Annotated in this window: 8 protein-coding genes; 7 read left to right on the forward strand and 1 reads right to left on the reverse strand. The window is 67.1% G+C overall.

Annotated features, from left to right (window positions below; genetic code table 11):
- The first annotated feature begins 41 nt into the window (after positions 1-41).
- The 7 genes from RIA72_RS16980 to RIA72_RS17010 all read left to right on the forward strand — a co-directional run bounded on the left by RIA72_RS16980 (position 42) and on the right by RIA72_RS17010 (position 13,060).
- Positions 42-842 (forward strand): ImuA family protein, encoded by an 801-nt coding sequence (locus RIA72_RS16980; protein ID WP_350033251.1) that lies wholly within the window; start codon positions 42-44, stop codon positions 840-842.
- Positions 733-2,283, forward strand: a complete 1,551-nt coding sequence (locus tag RIA72_RS16985) for a Y-family DNA polymerase (RefSeq protein WP_350033252.1) — start codon at positions 733-735, stop codon at positions 2,281-2,283. Before RIA72_RS16980 ends, RIA72_RS16985 begins: the two co-directional genes overlap by 110 nt.
- Positions 2,280-5,558 carry an error-prone DNA polymerase gene (locus RIA72_RS16990; RefSeq protein WP_350033253.1) on the forward strand — a complete coding sequence of 1,093 codons (3,279 nt, stop codon included), beginning with the start codon at positions 2,280-2,282 and terminating at the stop codon, positions 5,556-5,558. The genes RIA72_RS16985 and RIA72_RS16990 overlap by 4 nt, the downstream gene beginning before the upstream one ends.
- A 471-nt stretch (positions 5,559-6,029) precedes the next feature.
- Positions 6,030-6,812 carry a helix-turn-helix domain-containing protein gene (locus RIA72_RS16995; protein ID WP_350033254.1) on the forward strand — a complete coding sequence of 261 codons (783 nt, stop codon included), beginning with the start codon at positions 6,030-6,032 and terminating at the stop codon, positions 6,810-6,812.
- Positions 6,813-6,954: 142 nt separating this feature from the next.
- A complete protein-coding gene (gene pheS, locus RIA72_RS17000) occupies positions 6,955-8,064 on the forward strand; it encodes a phenylalanine--tRNA ligase subunit alpha (protein WP_350033255.1) in 1,110 nt (369 codons plus the stop codon).
- Positions 8,061-10,457: a phenylalanine--tRNA ligase subunit beta gene (gene pheT, locus RIA72_RS17005; RefSeq protein WP_350033256.1), complete on the forward strand. Its 2,397-nt coding sequence runs from the start codon at positions 8,061-8,063 to the stop codon at positions 10,455-10,457. Before pheS ends, pheT begins: the two co-directional genes overlap by 4 nt.
- Positions 10,458-10,681: 224 nt before the next feature.
- The gene (locus RIA72_RS17010) at positions 10,682-13,060 is read left to right on the forward strand and encodes a TonB-dependent receptor (protein WP_350033257.1); all 2,379 of its coding nucleotides are present in this window, start codon (positions 10,682-10,684) and stop codon (positions 13,058-13,060) included.
- 144 nt (positions 13,061-13,204) lie between these two features.
- Here the strand turns inward: RIA72_RS17010 and RIA72_RS17015 are convergent, their stop codons facing one another.
- Positions 13,205-18,913, reverse strand: a complete 5,709-nt coding sequence (locus RIA72_RS17015) for an autotransporter domain-containing protein (RefSeq protein ID WP_350033258.1) — start codon at positions 18,911-18,913, stop codon at positions 13,205-13,207.
- Positions 18,914-19,325: the final 412 nt, after the last annotated feature.

A 19,325-nucleotide genomic window follows, 5' to 3' on the forward strand; every position in this document is an offset into this window, starting at 1 on the left:
GCCCCCTCGCGCGCGCTAATAGAACATATCAGGAACAAATGATGCGCGAGTCGTCCCACCCTCTCGCCGGGCTGCGCCAACGCATCGCCCGGATCGCCGCCGATGGCGGCCTTACCAGCCGCCCGGCGGCGGGCTGGCTGACGAGCGGCCATGCGCCGTTCGATGCCGCGCTCGGCGGCGGGCTGATGACCGGGCGCACCCATGAATTTTTTGCCGCCGATGCGCTCGATGCGACCAGCGCCGCGGCTTTCGCCGCGCTCGTCGCGCTGCGTGTGCCGGGCCAGGCGCCGCTGATCTGGCTGCGCACCGCCGAGGCGGGCCGGCGAGCGGGGCATATCTATGCCCCCGGTATCGCCGAGCTTGGCGGCGATCCCGACCGGCTGCTCCTCGTCGAAACCCCCGACCCCAGGATGCTGCTCGGCTGTGCGAACGATGCGATTCGCTGCGCGGGATCGGCGGCGGTGATCGTCGAAAGCTGGGGGCGATTTCCGCTGCTCGACCTCACCGCAGGCCGCCGCCTCGCGCTTGGCGCGCGCGACGCGGGAACGACGCTGCTGATGCTGCGCCTGAACGCCGCGCCGGCGCCGAGCGTCGCCGAAACGCGCTGGAACGTCGCCGCCGCCGCCTCAGGCGCGCTTGCCGCCCATGCGCCCGGCGCCCCCGCCTTCGACCTTGAACTGCTGCGCTGGCGCGGCGGCCCTGCGGGCGCGCGCTGGCGACTGGACTGGAACCATGACGAACAAGCCTTTGGACCACCGGCCGGCGATGCGGCGCTATCTGGCGCTCTTCTTCCCCTTCCTGCCCGCCGAGCGATGGCTGCGCACGGCGTCGCGGCCGCCTGACGCTCCGCTCGTCTTTGCCGAAAAGCAACGCGGCGCGATGCGGCTTGCCAGCGTCGATGCGGCGGCGCTTGCCGTCGGGCTGCGCCCCGGCATGCCGCTCGCCGATGCCCGCGCGCAGGTCGGCGACCTGGTGGTCGTCGCGTATGATCCCGTGCTCGACCATGGCTGGCTCGACCGGCTCGCAGAGGGCTGCGCGCGCTATACCCCGCTTGTCGCGCTCGACGCGCCCGACGGGTTGATTCTCGACATCACCGGCGCCGACCATCTTCTGGGCGGCGAGGCGCGGGTGGTCGCCGACGCCGAACGCCGCTTCGCGCGCCTCGGCATGACGCTCCGCCATGCGTTCGGCCCCACCGCCGACGCCGCTCGCGCGCTCGCGCGCTATCAGGCGCGCCCTGCCCCCGACGAAGCCAGCGCGATCCGCCGCCTGCCCGTCGCCGCGCTCGAACTCGAGGTCGAGGCGACGACCGCGCTCGTGCGTGCGGGATTGAAGACGATCGGCGACCTCGCGAGCCGACCGACGGCGAATCTCGCCGCGCGCTTCGGCACCGACGCCGCGATGGCGCTGCGCCGCATATTGGGCGACGCGCCGAGCCCGCTCGACCCGCGCGTCGCGCCGCCCCCGGTCGCCGCCGAACGCCGCTTCGCCGAACCTTTGGGCAGCACGGCGCACGCCGCCAGAATCCTGGCCGAACTCGTCGAGGAAACGATCGCGGAGCTTGCCGAGCGCGGCCAGGGCGGGCGCCATTTCCGCGCGACCTTCTTTCGCAGCGACGGTCTTGCCCGCGGCATCGCGATCGAGACCGGCCACCCGACGCGCGACGCGGGGCTCGTCATGCGCCTCTTCGCCGAGCGCATGGACGGCCTCGCCGATCCGCTCGACCCCGGTTTCGGCTTCGACATGATCCGCCTCGCGGTGCCGCGGCTCGAAACGCTCGGCGCGAGCCAGCTGGGGCTCGAAGGCGGCGCGGTCAAGGACGCCGCGATCGACGAACTCGCCGACCGGCTCGCGACGCGGCTCGGGCGCGGGCGGGTACGGCGCCTTCGCCCCGCCGACACGCATATCCCCGAACAGGCGCAGCTCGAACTCCCCGCGATCGACGCGCCCGCACCGCTGCCGTGGCAGGCGGCCGATCCAGGCGAACCGCCGACGCGCCCCTTCCACCTTTTCGACCCGCCGCAGCCGATTGAGGTGATCGCCGAAGTCCCCGACGGGCCGCCGCAGCGGTTTCGCTGGCGCCGCGCCTTCCACGCCGTGCGCCGCTACGAAGGCCCCGAACGCATCGCCGCCGAATGGTGGCGCCGCCGCGACAATGGCGGGTTGACGCGCGATTATTACCGCGTCGAGGATGCGCAGGGCCGCCGCTTCTGGGTCTTTCGCCACGGCCTGTATGACGAAAAGCCCGACCCGCGCTGGTATATCCACGGGGTCTTTGCATGAGCGTACAATCCGCAGATCCCGGCTTTGCCGAACTGGTCGTCGCAACCAATTACAGCTTTCTGCGCGGCGCCTCGCACCCCGCCGACATGGTTGCGGAAGCGCTGGCGCTCGGCATGAAAGGCATCGGCATCGCAGACCGGAACAGCGTCGCGGGGGTGGTGCGCGCGCTCACCGGGCTGCGCAATCTGCGCGAAGAGGCTGCCGAAGCGGGGGTCGACCTTCCGCCGTTCAAGCTTGTCGTCGGCGCCCGGCTGGTGTTCGACGACGGCACACCCGACATCATCGCCTATCCGGTAACGCGCCGCGGCTGGGGCCGCCTGACCCGGATGCTGACCCTCGGCAATCGCCGGACCCGAAAGGGCGATTGCGTGATGAAATTCAAAAACCTGCTGATCCATTGCGAGGAGATGATCCTGATCGCGATGGCGAGCGAGGCGGACGAGGCGCTGTTGCATCGCCTGGCCCAAAGGGCACCGGGATCGCTTTGGCTGGGCGCAACAATGCCGCGGGGGGGAAGCGACCGCCGCCGTCTTGCCCGATTGAAAGCCCTGGCGAAACGGGTCGGAATCCCGCTGCTCGCGACCAACGACGCGCTCTATGCGACGCGCGGCCAGCGGCCGCTGCACGATGTCGTCACCTGCATCCGCGAGGGCACCAACCTTCATGCCGCCGGCCGCCTGCTGCGCGCCAATGGCGAACGCCATCTGAAATCGCCGCAGGAAATGCGCCGCCTGTTTCGCGACTGTCCCGAAGCGGTGGATGAAAGCGTGAAGATTCTCGATCGCATCGGCTTTTCGCTGCGCGATCTGGAATATGAATATCCGCACGAACCGGTCCCCGAAGGCTGGGAGCCCCAAAGCTGGCTCGAACATAAGGTGATGGAGGCTGCGAACAGGCTTCATCCCGCCGGATTGCCGCAACGCTGGCAGGAGGTGCTCGACGAGGAACTGACGCTCATCCGCAAATGCAACTTCGCCTGCTATTTTCTGACCGTCCACGACATCGTCAACTTCGCGCGCACGCGGGACCCGCCGATCCTGTGCCAGGGGCGCGGCTCGGCGGCCAATTCGCTCGTCTGCTATCTGCTCGAAATCACCTCGATCGACCCGATCGCGAACAATCTGCTCTTCACGCGCTTCCTGTCCGAAGAGCGGGGCGAGCCACCCGACATCGACGTCGATTTCGAGCATGAGCGGCGCGAGGAGGTGATGCAATATGTCTATCGCCGCTACACGCGGCGGCGCGCGGGCATTGCCGCCACGGTGATCCATTACCGCCCGCGCAGCGCGGTGCGCGAGGTCGGCAAGGCGCTGGGGCTGAGCGAGGATGTCACGCAGCGGCTCGCCGATACAAGCTGGGGCAGCTGGGGCAGCGAGATGCCCGTCGAGCGTTTCGTCGAAGCCGGGCTCGACCCCGAACTCGACGACATTGCGCGGCTGCAATGGCTCGTCGCGCAGTTGCTGACCTTTCCGCGCCACCTGTCGCAGCATGTCGGCGGCTATGTGCTGACCGAGGACCGGCTCGACGAGACGGTGCCGATTCATAACGCCGCGATGGAGGAGCGCACCTTCATCGAGTGGGACAAGGACGACATCGACGAACTGGGGCTGATGAAGGTCGATGTGCTCGCGCTGGGAATGCTGACCTGCATCCGCAAATGCTTTGACCTGATGCGGCTGCACGATCTGGGCGATCACGACCTCAAATCGGTCCCGAAAGAAGACGGGGCCGTCTATGACATGCTCTGCAAGGGCGACAGCATCGGCGTCTTTCAGGTCGAAAGCCGCGCCCAGATCAACATGCTGCCGCGGCTGCGCCCGCGCATATTTTACGACCTTGTCATCCAGGTCGCGATCGTCCGTCCCGGCCCGATCGAAGGCGACATGGTCCATCCCTATCTGAAGCGCCGCAACAAGGAGGAAAAGCCCGAACTCCCGCTACGCGCAGGCGCCGAAGCGAATGAATTGGAAGAGGTGCTCGGAAAAACCGAGGGCGTACCTCTTTTCCAGGAACAGGCGATGAAGTTGGCGATTGTCGCAGCGGGTTTCACGCCCGACGAAGCCAATGGGCTGCGGCGCGCGATGGCGACTTTCCGCAATGCCGGAACGATCCATCAATATAAGGAGAAGATGATCGGCGGCATGGTGCGTCGCGGCTACCAGCCCGATTTCGCGGCGCGCTGTTTCAAACAGATCGAGGGGTTCGGCAGCTATGGCTTTCCCGAAAGCCATGCCCAGTCGTTCGCCAAGCTCGTCTATGTGTCGTCCTGGCTGAAATGCCACCACCCCGCGGTCTTCGCGTGCGGAATCCTCAATTCGCAGCCGATGGGCTTTTACGCTCCCGCGCAGCTCGTGCGCGATGCGCGCGAACATGGGGTCGAGGTGCGCGCGGTCGATGTCAATCACAGCGATTGGGACAACAGCCTCGAACGCCGTGCCGACGGCACGCTCGCGCTGCGGCTCGGCTTCCGGCAGGTCGACGGGTTTCGCAAGGAGTGGGCAGCGCAGATCGCTTTGGCGCGCACTACGCCCTTCGCTTCGGTCGAGGAACTCGCACGCCGCGCCAATCTGCCATCGCGCGCGCTGCGCCTTCTCGCCGATGCCGATGCGTGCCGGTCGATGGGGCTCGATCGGCGTCCGGCGCTGTGGGATGCGCGGCGGGTGCGGCAGGGGGTGTTGCCGCTGTTCGCCGCCGCCGAAGCGAACGAACTCGGCTTCGAGGAGGATGCCGCACTGCCGCCGACGCCGATGGTCGAACATGTGCTCACCGATTATCAGACGACGCGGCTGTCGCTCAAAGGACACCCCATGGCGTTCCTGCGCAGCGATTTCGAACGCGAAGGCGTGCTCAGCGCCGCCGGGGTCGCGGCGGCAAGGAACGGCTCTATCGTGTGCACCGCGGGCGTCGTGCTGATCCGCCAGCGCCCCGGAAAGGGCAATGCGATCTTCATCACGATCGAGGACGAAAGCGGCATCGTCAATATCCTCCTCTGGGCGCGCCATTTCGAACGCTATCGCCGCGCCGTCATGGCGTCGCGACTGATGCTTGCCGAAGGCGAGGTTCAGCGGAGCAAGGAGGGCGTCATTCACCTGATGGCGACGCGTATCGTCGACCGCACGCCGATGCTCGATACGCTGGGCAGCGACCGGTGCTTCGACGGGGGCCTCGCGCGCGCCGACGAGGTGAAGCATCCGCAATATCCGCGCGGCCATGCCCCGCGTCACGGACATCCGCGCAATGTACGCATTCTGCCGAAATCCCGCGATTTCCATTAGGGTCAGGCACGCACGGGCGGCGAACGGCCGCAAAACGGATGGGGCGGCGCAAAGCTTGCGCTCCACGCCGCCCCGACAATGGTTCCTAAGAAACCATCGCCCCCCTCGTCCGGTCCGGATAGCCGTGGGTCGCAGAAAGCTGACGGCCGGAACGAAGCCTGGAAAATCGCTCGTCTGTTTCAGGTCCCCGCCAACCCCTCCGCCGGCGCGTCGCCATCTTCCAAACCCGCCCGCCTTCGGCAGCGGACAACGCAATTATGGCGCAGGCTGAACGCATAAAATTGTAAGAAGCCGACATAGATCGGCGACCCGGCATTGTTTTTCATGCTTTTTGTGTCAGAGTGGTGCAACATGCCGCAGCGCGACGCATCTCACCGCCCTCCCGCCTCCGCCCAGGTCGCGACGCGCTTTTTTCCGCCATCACGCGCACTGGCGCCCTATCTGAGCGCGATATATCTCACCGAGGTCGCGTTGAACGGCGCGCCCCGGATCGAGGATTATCTGCATCCCGAATGGGCGAATATGCGCTTCATCGAGGGCGACGCCCCGCACGTCGCGATCGGCGGCGGTCCGGTCGCCCGTGCGCCGCGTTTCATCGTCGCCGGGCCGACCAGCCGCGCCAGCTATTTCTCGGCGGGCGACATGCGCGTCTGGGGCGTCGGCATCCTGCCGGCCGGCTGGGCCAAGCTGGTATCGATCCCCGCCGCGGCATTGGCCGACACCTATTGCGACGGCCGTGCCCACAACGCTTTTACAGCCTTTGCGCCGCTCACCGACGCGCTGCCCCGCGTCAACGACGTCGAGGCCGCGGCGGCGTTGATCGACGCCCATTTTTGCGCGCTACTGGCATCGGTACCCGCCGACGACCCCGCCATCGTCGCCGCGCACCGGGCACTGCTCGACGACGAGGCGGCGAGCGTCGCCGACCTTTCGGACAAGCTTGGCCTGTCCGAACGATCGGTCGAACGATTGAGTCGGCGCGCTTTCGGCTTTGCCCCCAAATTGCTGCTTCGCCGCCAGCGTTTCCTGCGCAGCCTGTCGCGCTTCATGCTCGACCCCTCGATGGCGTGGATCGATACGATGGATCATCATTATTATGATCAGGCGCAATTCACCCGCGATTTCAGGCGCTTCATGGGAATGAGTCCGCGCGCCTATGCGGCGCGGCCGAAACCGATCCTCGGCGCCGCGGCTTTCGCGCGCACAGCGGCGGCGGGTGCGGCGGTCCAGGGGCTGCACCACCCCTCCGCATAGGGCGCTTTCCGGCCAACGGACTTGACCCGCGGCGCGTTCGGTGCGAGCGGCGGACCACGGACGCGCGGGCAGCCGCCTATCCAAGCACCGACGGAAAGACGATACCGGCGGCGGCAACGCCGCCGGAACAGGACGAGTGACGATGAGCGATATCGAAGCCATCCAGACCCGGATCTTGAGCGAGATCGAGGCCGCAGCCGACACGGCGGCTGTCGAGGCGCTGCGCATTGCCGCGCTCGGCAAGGCGGGCAGCATCACCGCGATGCTCAAGACATTGGGCGGCATGAGCCCCGAAGAGCGGCAGGTGCAGGGACCCGCCATCCACGGCCTGCGCGAGCGCGTCACCGCCGCGCTCGCCGCGCGCAAGGCGGTGCTCGACGCCGCCGCGCTCGACGCCAGGCTCGCCGCCGAAGCGATCGACATGACGCTCCCCGCCGATCCGGGCCCGCGCGGCAGCGTGCATCCGGTGAGCCAGGTGATGGACGAGCTTGCCGAAATCTTCGCCGACATGGGCTTCGCCGTCGCGACCGGCCCGGAGATCGAGGACGACTGGCGCAACTTCACCGCGCTCAACATCCCGGAAACGCATCCCGCGCGCGCGATGCACGACACTTTCTATTTCCCCGACCGGGATGAAGAAGGCCGCGCAATGCTGCTGCGCACGCACACCTCGCCGGTACAGATCCGGACGATGATGAGCCAGGAACCGCCGATCCGCATCATCGCGCCGGGGCGCGTCTATCGCAGCGACAGCGACGCGACGCACACGCCGATGTTCCATCAGGTCGAGGGGCTGGTGATCGACCGCGGCATCCATATGGGGCATCTCAAATGGACGCTCGAAACCTTCCTGAAGGCCTATTTCGAGCGCGACGACATCGTGCTGCGGCTGCGCCCCAGCTATTTTCCCTTCACCGAACCCTCGGCGGAGGTCGACGTCGGCTACAAACAGGAAAAGGGGCGCCGGATCGTCGGCGGCAATGGCGACGATGAAGGGCATGCGTGGATGGAGCTGCTCGGCAGCGGCATGGTGAACCGCCGCGTGATCGCCAATTGCGGGCTCGACCCCGATATATGGCAGGGCTTTGCCTTCGGCGTCGGCGTCGACCGGCTCGCGATGCTGAAATATGGCATGGACGACCTCCGCGCCTTCTTCGACGGCGACCTTCGCTGGCTCGCGCATTACGGGTTCGGCGCGCTGTCGGTGCCGACATTGTCTGGCGGCGTTTCGGGCGGAGGAGTGTCGGCATGAAGATCACGCTCGACTGGCTTCGCGACCACCTCGACGGCGCTTTCACCGTCGACGATGTCGTCGCGACCTTGAACCGCATCGGGCACGAGGTCGAAGGCGTCGAAAATCCGGCCGAAAAGCTCGCCGGTTTTCGCGTCGCCAGGGTGCTGACCGCCGAAAAACATCCGCAGGCCGACAAGTTGCAGGTGCTGACTGTCGAGGCGGGCCCAGAGGTCAACGCCGGCGCGCCGCTGACCGTCGTGTGCGGCGCGCCCAATGCGCGCGCGGGCCTGGTCGGCGTGCTCGGGCTCCCCGGCGCGGTCGTGCCTGCGAACGGCATGGAGCTGAAGGTCGCCGCGGTGCGCGGCGTCGAATCGAACGGCATGATGTGCTCGTCGCGCGAGCTTGAGCTCGGCGACGACCATGACGGGATCATCGAGCTTCCCGCCGATGCGCCCGTCGGAAGCTCCTTTGCCGATTATACGGGCGCGGACGACCCCGTGGTCGACATTTCGATCACCCCGAACCGGCAGGACTGCATGGGCGTGCGCGGACTCGCGCGCGACCTCGCCGCCGCCGGGCTCGGCACGCTGAAGCCGCTCGAGGTCCCGGCGATCACTGGCGAGGGCGCGCCCGCGACCGAAATCCGCACGGACGATCCCGAAGCCTGTCCTGCCTTCTTCGGTCGCACGATCAGCGGCGTGGTCAACGGCCAGGCCCCCGAATGGATGCGCCGCCGGCTGGAAGCGGTGGGGCAGCGCTCGATCTCGGCGCTCGTCGACATCAGCAATTATGTGATGTTCGACCTCGGCCGGCCGAGCCACATCTACGACCGTGCCAAACTGCATGGTGCCCTCGTCGCGCGCCGCGCGAAGGACGGCGAAACGGCGGTTGCCTTGAACGGCAAGGAGTATCGCCTCACCGACACGATGACGGTGATCGCCGACGACCGCGAGGTTCACGACATCGCCGGCATCATGGGCGGTGAGCATTCGGGGTGCAGCGAAACGACGACCGACGTGCTGATCGAGATCGCCTACTTCACCCCCGAACGCATCGCGCTCACGGGCCAGGCGCTCGGCCTGTCGAGCGACGCGCGCAGCCGCTTCGAGCGCGGGGTCGACCCCGCGTTCTTGGACGATGCGACCGCGATCGTGACGCAGCATATCCTCAATATCTGCGGCGGCACCCCGTCGACGGTGACGCGCGCGGGCGCGCCGCCCGCCGAAGCGAAGACGATCGCGTACGACCCCGCGCTTGCGGCGAGCTTGGGCGGTATCGACATCGCGCCCGCCCGCCAGCAGGAAATATTGACGGCCCTCGGCTTTGGCGTGACCGAAGAGGGCGGCGGCTGGCAGGTGGCGGTGCCGAGCTGGCGCCGCGACATGGACGCCGCGCCCGACATCGTCGAGGAAGTCGCGCGCATCACCGGTTTCGACGCGATCGCGTCGGTACCGCTGCCGCGTGCCGACGGGGTGGCGAAACCGACCGCGACCGCCGAGCAGCTGGCCGAACGCCGTCTGCGCCGCGCCGCCGCGGCCGCGGGCTTCGACGAAGCCGTCACCTGGTCGTTCATCAGCGAGGCCGAGGCCGCGCCCTTTGGCCGCGGCGTCTGGCGCCTCGCCAACCCGATCAGCGAAGATCTGAAGGTGATGCGCCCGTCGCTGCTCCCCGGCCTGCTCGCCGCCGCGGCGCGCAACCAGAATCGTGGGCAGAACAGCATCCGCCTGTTCGAGATCGGGCGGCGCTATCTGGCGGATGCCGAGCATCCGACGCTGGCGATCCTGATGGCGGGCGACAAGCGCGCGCGCGGCTGGCAGACGGGCAAGGCCGCGCCGTTCGATGCCTTTGACGCGAAGGCGGCAGCGCTGGCCTTGCTGGGCGTCGCGGGCGCCCCCGCCGACCGCCTGCAGGTGATGGAAGCCGTCACCCCCGGTTCTATCTGGCACCCCGGCCAGTCGGCGACGCTGCGGCTCGGCCCCAAGGCGGTGCTCGCCGAATTCGGCGCGCTCCACCCCGCGCTGACGCGCAGCTTCGACGTCGACGGCCCGGTGATGGCGGTTCAGATCTTCCTCGACGCGCTGCCGGCCAAGCGCGCAAGCGGCCCCGCGCGCGCGGCGTTCGCGCCCCCGGCGCTGCAATCGGTCCGCCGCGACTTCGCTTTCCTCGCGCCGGCGAGCCTGACCGCCGCCGAGCTGGTGCGCGCTATCCGCGGTGCCGACAAGGCGGCGATCGTGGACGCGCGCCTGTTCGACCGCTTCGCCGGGCAAGGCGTGCCCGCGGGGCAGGTGAGCCTGGCGGTCGAGGTCGAACTGCAACCCGCCGAGAAAAGCTTCACCGACGCCGAGCTGAAGGCGATCGCCGACAAGGTCGTCGCCGCGGCAGCAAAGGCGGGAGCGGTGCTGAGAGGGTGAGAGGGCTGCCGGAGAGCAGCAGGGCCTTCGCCATGCCACATCGGACATCCGACACCTCTTGCGTATCGGCTTATCGATGCGCAAACCGTCGGGGGGTGAAACGATGGCTCTCATCCCCGAACGAGGTCGGCCGGGGCTGGGTCGCCCAACCCGTCCCGATCGAGCGCGAATATCGTTGACGCGCTGATGATCGATCCGCGGCTTCAAAAACGGGGGTATCGGAAGTGGAGATCCGCGAATATCACGCGCCGGGCGAGCGTTCGGGAGGGGAGACAGCGTGGCGCTCCGGCTTCGCTGCGCTGGCTTTTTCGGCTTCGCTTGTTGTTCATCCGCTGCCCGGAAAGGCCGCCGAGCAGGATCAACCTCATCGGATCGGTCCGGATTCGCCGGATGCCATTGTCGTCACGGCCCGGCGTCAGGCGGAGCCCGCCATTGCGGTGCCGATCAGCCTGACGGCGTTGGACGCACCAATGCTCGATCATATGGGCGCCGACACGATATCGGACATTGCGCGCGTCGTGCCCAATCTCACGCTTTCGCCCAATGGGGTGATGGGAATTGCCACACCGTCGATCAGAGGCATATTTTCGGCCACCGGCGGTTCGACCGTCGGCCTGTATATCGACGATGTTCCGGTGCAGATCCGGTCCGTCCTCTTTTCGCGCAATGTCGATCTTCGGGTTTTCGATCTCGACAGGGTCGAGGTTTTGCGCGGGCCGCAAGGAAGCCTGTTCGGTGCAAGTTCGATGGGCGGCACGATCCGTTTTATATCGCGCCTGCCCCCGATCGACCAATTCAGCGGCGATGCCGGCGCCAGTGTCATGGCGACACATGGGGGCGGCGTCGGCCATCAGCTGCAAGGGGCCTTTGGCGGACCGATCACGCCGGGTCGCCTGGGATTCCGGGTCGCGCTCTATCATCGCTCCGACGCCGGCTATGTCGATCGCATCGACCGGGCGACGGGCACCATATCCCAGCGCGACATCGACCGGCATTCGGTATCGGCGCTGCGCGGGGGCCTCAGAATTGTACCGGGCAACGGGATCACGATCACGCCCGCCGTCTTTTATCAGCGCGGTCGTCGCAACGACTATTCCTTCTTCGACGACCGCTATGGTCCCTACCGGCAGGGCGCGCGTTACCGGCAGCCTTCCACCGACCGTTTCATCCTGCCCAGCCTGACCGCCGAGGTCGATCTGGGGAGCGTGACGCTGACAAGCGTAACCGCCTGGTTCGATCGCGACGACCGGCAGACGACCGATTATTCGTCGATCTTCGGCGAATTGGTGTTGGGCGGCACCGTGCCCGGGCTGGAGCCCGACGAAGGAACATTCAGCCGGACGCATATCGGACAGCGAGGGCTGACGCAGGAGATTCGTCTCGCCGCGCCGAAAAGCGATAAGGCTCCGGGATGGGTTCTCGGCGCCTATTACGGCCGCTCGCGGCTCCACTTGTCGCAGGACATCGTCGATCCGGGGCTGGCATCGCTCGTTTCACAATATTTCGGTACCAGTGTCGAAGGCGCGTTCGGCACCCCCTTGCTGCCCGGCAACCGCAGCTATCACGGCACCGAAAAAACGGTCGAAACCGAAATCGCCGCCTTTGCCGATGTGAACTGGAAACTCACGCCCCGTCTCGAGGTCAGCGCCGGTGTGCGCGTATCGCGCACGATGCTCGACCTCAGCGTTCTTTCCGAAGGACCCTATGCGGGCGGGAACATCTCGCTTCCCGGCGAACGATCGAGCCGCGAAACGCCGGTGACGCCGCGCTTTGGCGTCGCCTATCGCCCCGACAGCAGCCAGCTATATTATATAAACGTCGGAAAAGGCTATCGCATCGGCGGCGCCAACCCGCCCGTTCCCGCCGATGTCTGCGCCGCCGACCTGCGCGGGTTCGGCCGCGACGAAGCGCCGGCTTCGTTCGCGTCCGACAGCCTGTGGAGCTACGAAATCGGCCTCAAGAGACAATTCACCCGGCCGCGGTTGACCGTATCCGCCGCGCTTTTTCAGATCGACTGGAGCAATATCCAGCAACCCGTAACGCTGCCCAATTGCGGTTTCAGCTTCACCGACAATCTGGGAGCGGCGCGCAACCGCGGCTTTGAAGCCGAACTGGAAGCAAAGCCCGTCGCGGGTCTGACGCTGTATGCGGGACTCGGCTTCATCGACGCGCGGTTCCGCAAGACGATTGCCGCCGACCCGGGCGACATGTCCGCCATCATCGCCGCGCGGGGGGACCGGCTTCCCTATGTTCCCCGCTGGTCGGGGCAGATGGCAATCGAATATAGGGCGCGCCTGTCCCCGAAACTCCTCGGCTATCTTCGCGCTCAATACGGGTTTGCCACCCCTTATCGCCGTGCGCCTTCCCGCGAATCGGAAAGCTATGATGCGCGCGTTTACCGGGGCGAAGGTTACGGCAATCTCGCTTTGCGGGCGGGGACAGACTGGCGAAACTGGCAGATTTCGGCCTATGTCGACAATCTCTTGAACGACCGGTCGATCCTGTACAGCAGCAGCGATCTTGCGCCCGTTACCGGCGCACCGCTCAAACAGATGTCGCTGCGACCCCGCACCGTCGGGCTGGCCGCGACGCTACGCTATTGAAACGATGGGCCGCGTTGGACGCCGCGTTATGTCGCCCCTGCAATCGGGACCGGGCGATGGTGATGACATATTTGGGGCCGGAGCGATCGCTTGATCGCTCCGGCCCCCCAGGGAACCCGCACGTCTTCTGATCGGGTCGCGTGATCAGAATGCGATGCGGGCACTCACGCGCACGCCATGGGTGCTGCGACCCGCGGCAAGCGTCCCCGAATAGGCGGCACCGAGGCTGAACGCGCCGGCGCGGTAATCGAATCCCGCCTCGACTTCCGCCGAATTGCGCGGGATCGACAGGCCGGTGATCGCGAAAGGAGCCCCGCCGCCGCTGGCGAATGCCGCCGGTGCCGCGGCCGCGCGGTCGCCGAACGCCCGGTTCCACGCGGCCGAGGCATAGGGCTGGAAGCCCGCCTCGCCCGCATTGAGGCGCGCCCGCGCGCCAAGGCTGAGGAAGGTGGTTTCCTGCTTCGTTTCGGCAACGGCGAGCGCCGCATTACCCCCCGTTTCGACAAAAGCGTCGCTCTTGGTGCGGACGTGGGCGAGCCGGGCAAAGGGAGCCACCGCCGCCGCGCCCAGGGCGAGGTCATAGCCGACCTCTCCGAACAGCTGCAGCGTGCGCGCATCGCGGTTCGAGTTCAGCGTCTGCGCCAGCGGCGCAAAGACCACGGTGCGGCTCGTGTCGACATCGTGCCAGCCATAGGCGAGACCGGCGGCGCCGCGGAACCCTTCGCCGCTGCCATAGGTCAAATGCGCCGCCAGATATTTGCTGTCGGCCTTGGCGCGGTCGTTCCGCCCGTCCAGGCGGAAGTCCGAATTGCCGAGCCCCGCCGACAGCACCGCCGCAAAGCCGTTGCCGCCATAGCCGAAGCCCGCGACGAGCCCCTTGTGGTCGGTGTCCATGTCAAGACCGCCGGCCGTCGCGTCGAAATCTCCCCAGCCTCCAAAGGCCGAGCCCCAGACAAAGGCGCCCGCCTCCTCCGGCGCATCGAGATTCAGGAGCGCGTTCCGCAGATGGCGGCTGTCGTCGGTGAGCCCGCTCAGCGTATCGGCAAGAATCTCGCCCGACAGGTCGCCATAGGCCGCCTGCGCGCCCGCCGCATTCTGGACCAGCAGCGCCTCGAACAGCGGATCGTCGATCCCGCGCGCCTGGATCGCCGCGGCAACGCCCGCCTGATTGGTGCCGATCGCGACATCGGCGAAATCAATGTCGTTGCGATAGAGCGACAGCGTCACCGAATTGCTGCCATAGCGCAGCAGCGGGTCGAGAAAGGCGAGATCGCTCGTCACCGATCCGAAGGTGCCGGTAATTCCGCCCGCGCCGGTCAGGATGATGTAATCGGTGCGCGGGTTGTAATTGCCGTCTTCGGCCAGCACCGATACGCTCGCGGTGCTGGCGATGCTGACCGCGCCGGTCGCATCGATCCGATCCGCCTCGCCCGCCGCATTCACCTCGACCTCATAGACCGACCCCGCGGTGAAGGCGAGGTCGCCCGCGACCGTCAGGCGGCCGATCGAATTGCCCGGCGCGATGATGCCGCCGCCGGCCACCGTCGTCGAACCGACCGTGCCATTGCCGCCCAGCGTGCCGCCGTCGCCCACCGTCACCGGCGACGAGGCGATCGAACCATTGACCGCCAGCGTACCGCCATTCACATTGGTCGGCCCCGTATAATCGCTGGTGCCCGTCAGGTTGAGCGTGCCGTCGCCTTCCTTGGTAAAGCCGCCGGTGCCCGAGATCGTCCCCGCAAACTCGCTGTCGTCCTCCTGATCGACGGTCAGCAGATTGTTGCCGATGATCACCTCGGATTCCGCGCCACCTGCAAGGCCGCCGATCGTCTGGTCGTTGCCCGAAACGTCGAGCGTCCCGCCGCCCAGATCGAAAACCGTTTCGGGGTCGATCATCCCGCCGATGCGAACCGATCCGGCCAGAATGTTGGTGACGCCGGAAAAGCCGTAGTCGCCGGTGAAGGTCAGAATGCCCCCGCCAAGCTTGTCGAGCGTGCCGCTGCCCGAGAAGGCGCCAAGGAAATCATAGTCGTCGGAGCGGTTGAAGACAAAGCGTCCGTCGTTGACGAGATCGCCTTCGAAGGTGCCGGTCGTTCCGCCGTCGCCGAGCTGGAATGTCCCGTCGCCCTCCGTCACCACCGACGATGCCAGACGGCCCTCGCCGGTCAGCACCAGCGTGCCGTTCGCAACCTCGGTGCGCCCCGTGTGCTGCGCGGCGTCGGCGCGGTCGACGACGATGGTGGCTTCGCCTTCCAGCCGGACATTGCCGGTCCCGGTGATGACCAGATCGTCGGCGTCCTCCAATATCGTGTTGCTGTCGAAATCGAGCACCAGCGTGCCGTCGGTGGCGATCGCATTGGTCAGGATCGCGCTTGCCGGTCCGGCATCGCTCGCCACTTCGCCGACCTTCAGTGTCGCACCGGCGCCGATCGCCACGCCATCGAAAGCGCCGACCGCGCCCGACGTCGTCCAATAGCCCGCCTCGACCGCCAGCGCCTCGAAATTGTCGAGCGCGCCGATCGTCTGCGCCGACGTCAGCACCGTTTCGGCGCCCGACAGCGTGACCGTGTCGAAACCGTCGCCGCCATCGACCGATCCGGTGATCGCCGATCCGGTCTGGAGGATCAGCTCGTCGTCAAAGCCGCTCAGCGTTGCCGCGATGCCCGCGCCGCCGGCGAGCACGCCGCTGTTGGCGAGCGTGATCGCACCCAGCGAGGAGAATGCCACGCCGGTGTCGCTGGTGATCGCTCCGCTGTTCGTCGCGGTCGCGCTGTCGACGTCGATGAGCACGCCGCCTTCGATCGATCCGCTGTTGACCAGTTCGCCGGTCTTGCCCGCGCTGCTCTGGCGGCCGATGACCACGCCGGTCACCCCGCCCGAAATGCTGCCCGCGTTGGTCACGGACGCGCCGCTGACCGCCAGGACGCCATAGCGTGCGCCGCTGATCGTGCCGCCCGCTTCGTTGACGACGCTGCCAAGCATGGTGCTGTCGCTCGTATCCTGGCCGGCGAACGCCTGGATCGTGATGCCGTCGGTCCCTTCGCCCGCGACACCCTCGATCAGCCCGCTGTTGACGACCGAGCCACCCCCGAACAGGCGGATCGCGTCGTTGGCCTCGCCGCGGATGGTGCCGCTGTTGCCGATCGCCGTGCCCGTCGCGCGCGCTTCGAGCTGGCCCGTGTCATCGTTGAAATAAAGCTGTGTGACGATGCCGTAGCCCGCGCCCGAGATGGTGCCGCTGTTCGCGACCACCGCATCGGCGGACTGGATCATCACACCCGCATCGGCCGGCGCGTCCGGCCCCTCATAGGTGCCATTGCCGCGGATCGTCCCGGCATTGGCCAAGGTCAGCGATCCGTTGCCGCCCGCATAAACGCCGTGCGTGCCCCCTTCGATCGCGCCGCCCGCGGCGTTGGTGATCGTCACGTCGCCGAACGTGCCGTGGAACACCCCCGCCCCGGCAACGCTGCCGATCGTTCCGCTGTTGTCGAGCGTCGCGGTCGCAAGATCGCTGCCGAAGCCGACGCCATAGCCGTTCAGGCCATCGGCGCGGCTGCCCGTGATGCTGCCCGAATTGACGACGCTGGCGGTCAGGCCGCTCCGCTCGCCGCTGTTGAGCGCAGTGCCCTGGATAAAGAGGCCGCCGTCGCCGCCCGCGATGCTTCCCGCATTCTCGACATCGCCGCCGCCCGACAGGATGATGCCGAAACGGTCGCCTTCGATCGTGCCGGTCGCGGCGTTGCCGACGAAGGCGCTGTAATCCTCGCTCGCCTGATCGGCGTAGGCAAACATCGAAATGCCGTCGGCAAGGCTGCCTCCCGTGCCGCTGATCGTTCCGCCGTTGGTGACGCTGCCGCCACCGATCAGCCGCACACCGTCATTGCTCTCGCCCGCAATGACACCGCTGTTGACGACGTCGGTACCGATGGCGAGCCCGACGAGTTGGCCCGTCTCCTCGTCGAAAAGCGACGTCGTGGTGATGCCCGCACCCGCGCCCGAGATGGTGCCGCTGTTGGTGACGCTCGACCCCGCGGTGCCGATGGTGATGCCCGCATCGGGCGGCGCGGCAAAGCCGTCATAGGTGCCGTTGCCGCGGATTATCCCGGCGTTGACGACGGCAAGCGTTCCGGTCGCATTCGAATAGATGCCCGATGTCGCGCCGGTGATCGTGCCGCTCTCGCTGTTGGTCACGGTCAGGTCGGCGCGCGATCCATGCAGGACGCCGACCCCGAAATCGCTGCTGATCGCGCCCGCGTTGTCGAGCGTCGCGCTCGACATGTCGCTGCCGAAACCGACGCCATAGCCATCGCCGTTGCTGCCGCCGAAATCGCCCGTCCCGCGAATCGTGCCGGTGTTGACCACGGTGGCGGTGAGGCCGCTGCGATCCTCGTTCGGATCGGTGTTGAGCGCGGTGCCCTGAATGAACACGCCGCCCGAAATGCCGGTGATCGCGCCGTCGTTCGCTACGTCGCCGCCGCCCGACAGGATGATGCCGAAGCGGGTGCCTTCGATGACGCCCGTTTCGCTATTCGTTACCGCGGCGCCATAATCCTCGTTCGCCTGGTCGGCGTACGCATACATCGAAATGCCGTCGGAGAAGGCGCCGGCCTCTGCCGTGATCGTGCCGCTGTTGGTGACGCTGCCGCCGCCGATCAGGCGGACGCCGTCGTTCGTCTCGCCAATGATCGCCCCCGAATTGATGACGACCGTACCGGTCGCCCGGCCCTCGATCCCCTGCGTTTCGGGATTATAGTAATAGGCGGTCGACACGCCGTGACCCGCGCCCGAGATGGTGCCGCTGTTGGTGATCGTCGATGGCGCGCCCTGGATGGTGACGCCGCCTTCGGGCGGCCGCTCGAACCCGTCATAGCTGCCGTTGCCGCGAATGACGCCGGCGTTGACCAGGTCGATCCCGCCCTCCTGATCGTGAACGCCGATCAGCGCCCCTTCGATGACGCCGTCTTCGCCATTGTCGATCGCCAGCCGCCCCGCCGACGCATTGGCGACGCCGTAGGACATGGTGCCGGTGATCGAACCGCTGTTGGCGAGCAGCGCCGATTCGAGGTCGCCGCCGAACCCGACGCCCCCACCACCGGAGACGGCCCCGCTGTTGGTGAGCGTGCCGACCTTGCCGCTATCGCCGGGAACGCCGTTCTGGATCCAGATGCCGCCCGTGCCGCCCGTCATCGTCCCGGCGTTGTCGATCGTGCCGCCATTGGACAGGATCGCGCCAAAGCGGCTGCCGCTGATCGTCCCGCCTGCCTCATTGGTGATGCTGCCGATCGACGACAGGCCGCTGACGTCCTGGTCGTCAAAGGCGAACATCGAAATGCCGTCGGCAAAACCGCTGCCGGTGCCGCTGATCGTGCCGCTGTTGGTGACGCTGCCGCCGCCGATCAGGCGGACGCCGTCGTTCGTCTCGCCAATGATCGCCCCCGAATTGACGACCTCGGACCCGATGGCCAATCCTTCGAGGAGTCCGGTCGCCGGATTGAAGCTGTGAATGGTCGAGATGCCAAGGCCCGCGCCCGAAATCGTCCCCACATTGGTGATCGTTGCCGGCCCGCCCTGGATGATCACGCCGCCTTCGGGGGCGCGCTCGAACCCGTCATAGCTGCCGTTGCCGCGAATGGTGCCGGCGTTGTTCAGCGTCAGCGCCGGCGCCTGCGAATAGACGCCGATCCGGTCGCCCTCGACCGTTTCGCCATCGGCGACCTCGATCGTCGCCGCGTCGCCGGCGGGTACGAAGCGGCCATGATCCGCCGCCTGCACGGGCGCCGCCAGCACGACGCCTGCCGTGACCAGCGCGGTCGTCGCACACAGCGCCGCGCGATTCATATTCTGCTTCTTCACTTTGCCATCCCCCTGAAAGTCCGGTTTCCCGGCAACGGTTAAAGCCGGACGGCTCGCGATGTCTTGAAGGGCCGCTCAAGAATTTCTCAAGCACCACGTCCCTCCAAGCGCCGCAGAATACCGATCGGCGCTGCGCTGACCCCTTTATTCCGCCCGGCAACAGCCGTACGAATTTCGTTCGGCGTTAGGGGCGGTTCTCCCATGCCGCATCCCACGATCATGGTATCGGCACACCGTTTTGTGCGGATAATGGCTTGGAAACGGGCCGGAATGTTCGCGCTCGCTCCTACCCCCGTCGGTCGGAAACCTTGGCCGGAATGGCCGGGAAGCGTGGATCGCAGGTGACAAGGCGGCCTATGCGCCGCGGCGGCTTGCAAGATCGTCGCATAATCCTTAGCAGATGAAATACTGG

Source organism: Sphingopyxis sp., from assembly GCF_040216815.1.
Lineage (GTDB): Bacteria > Pseudomonadota > Alphaproteobacteria > Sphingomonadales > Sphingomonadaceae > Sphingopyxis.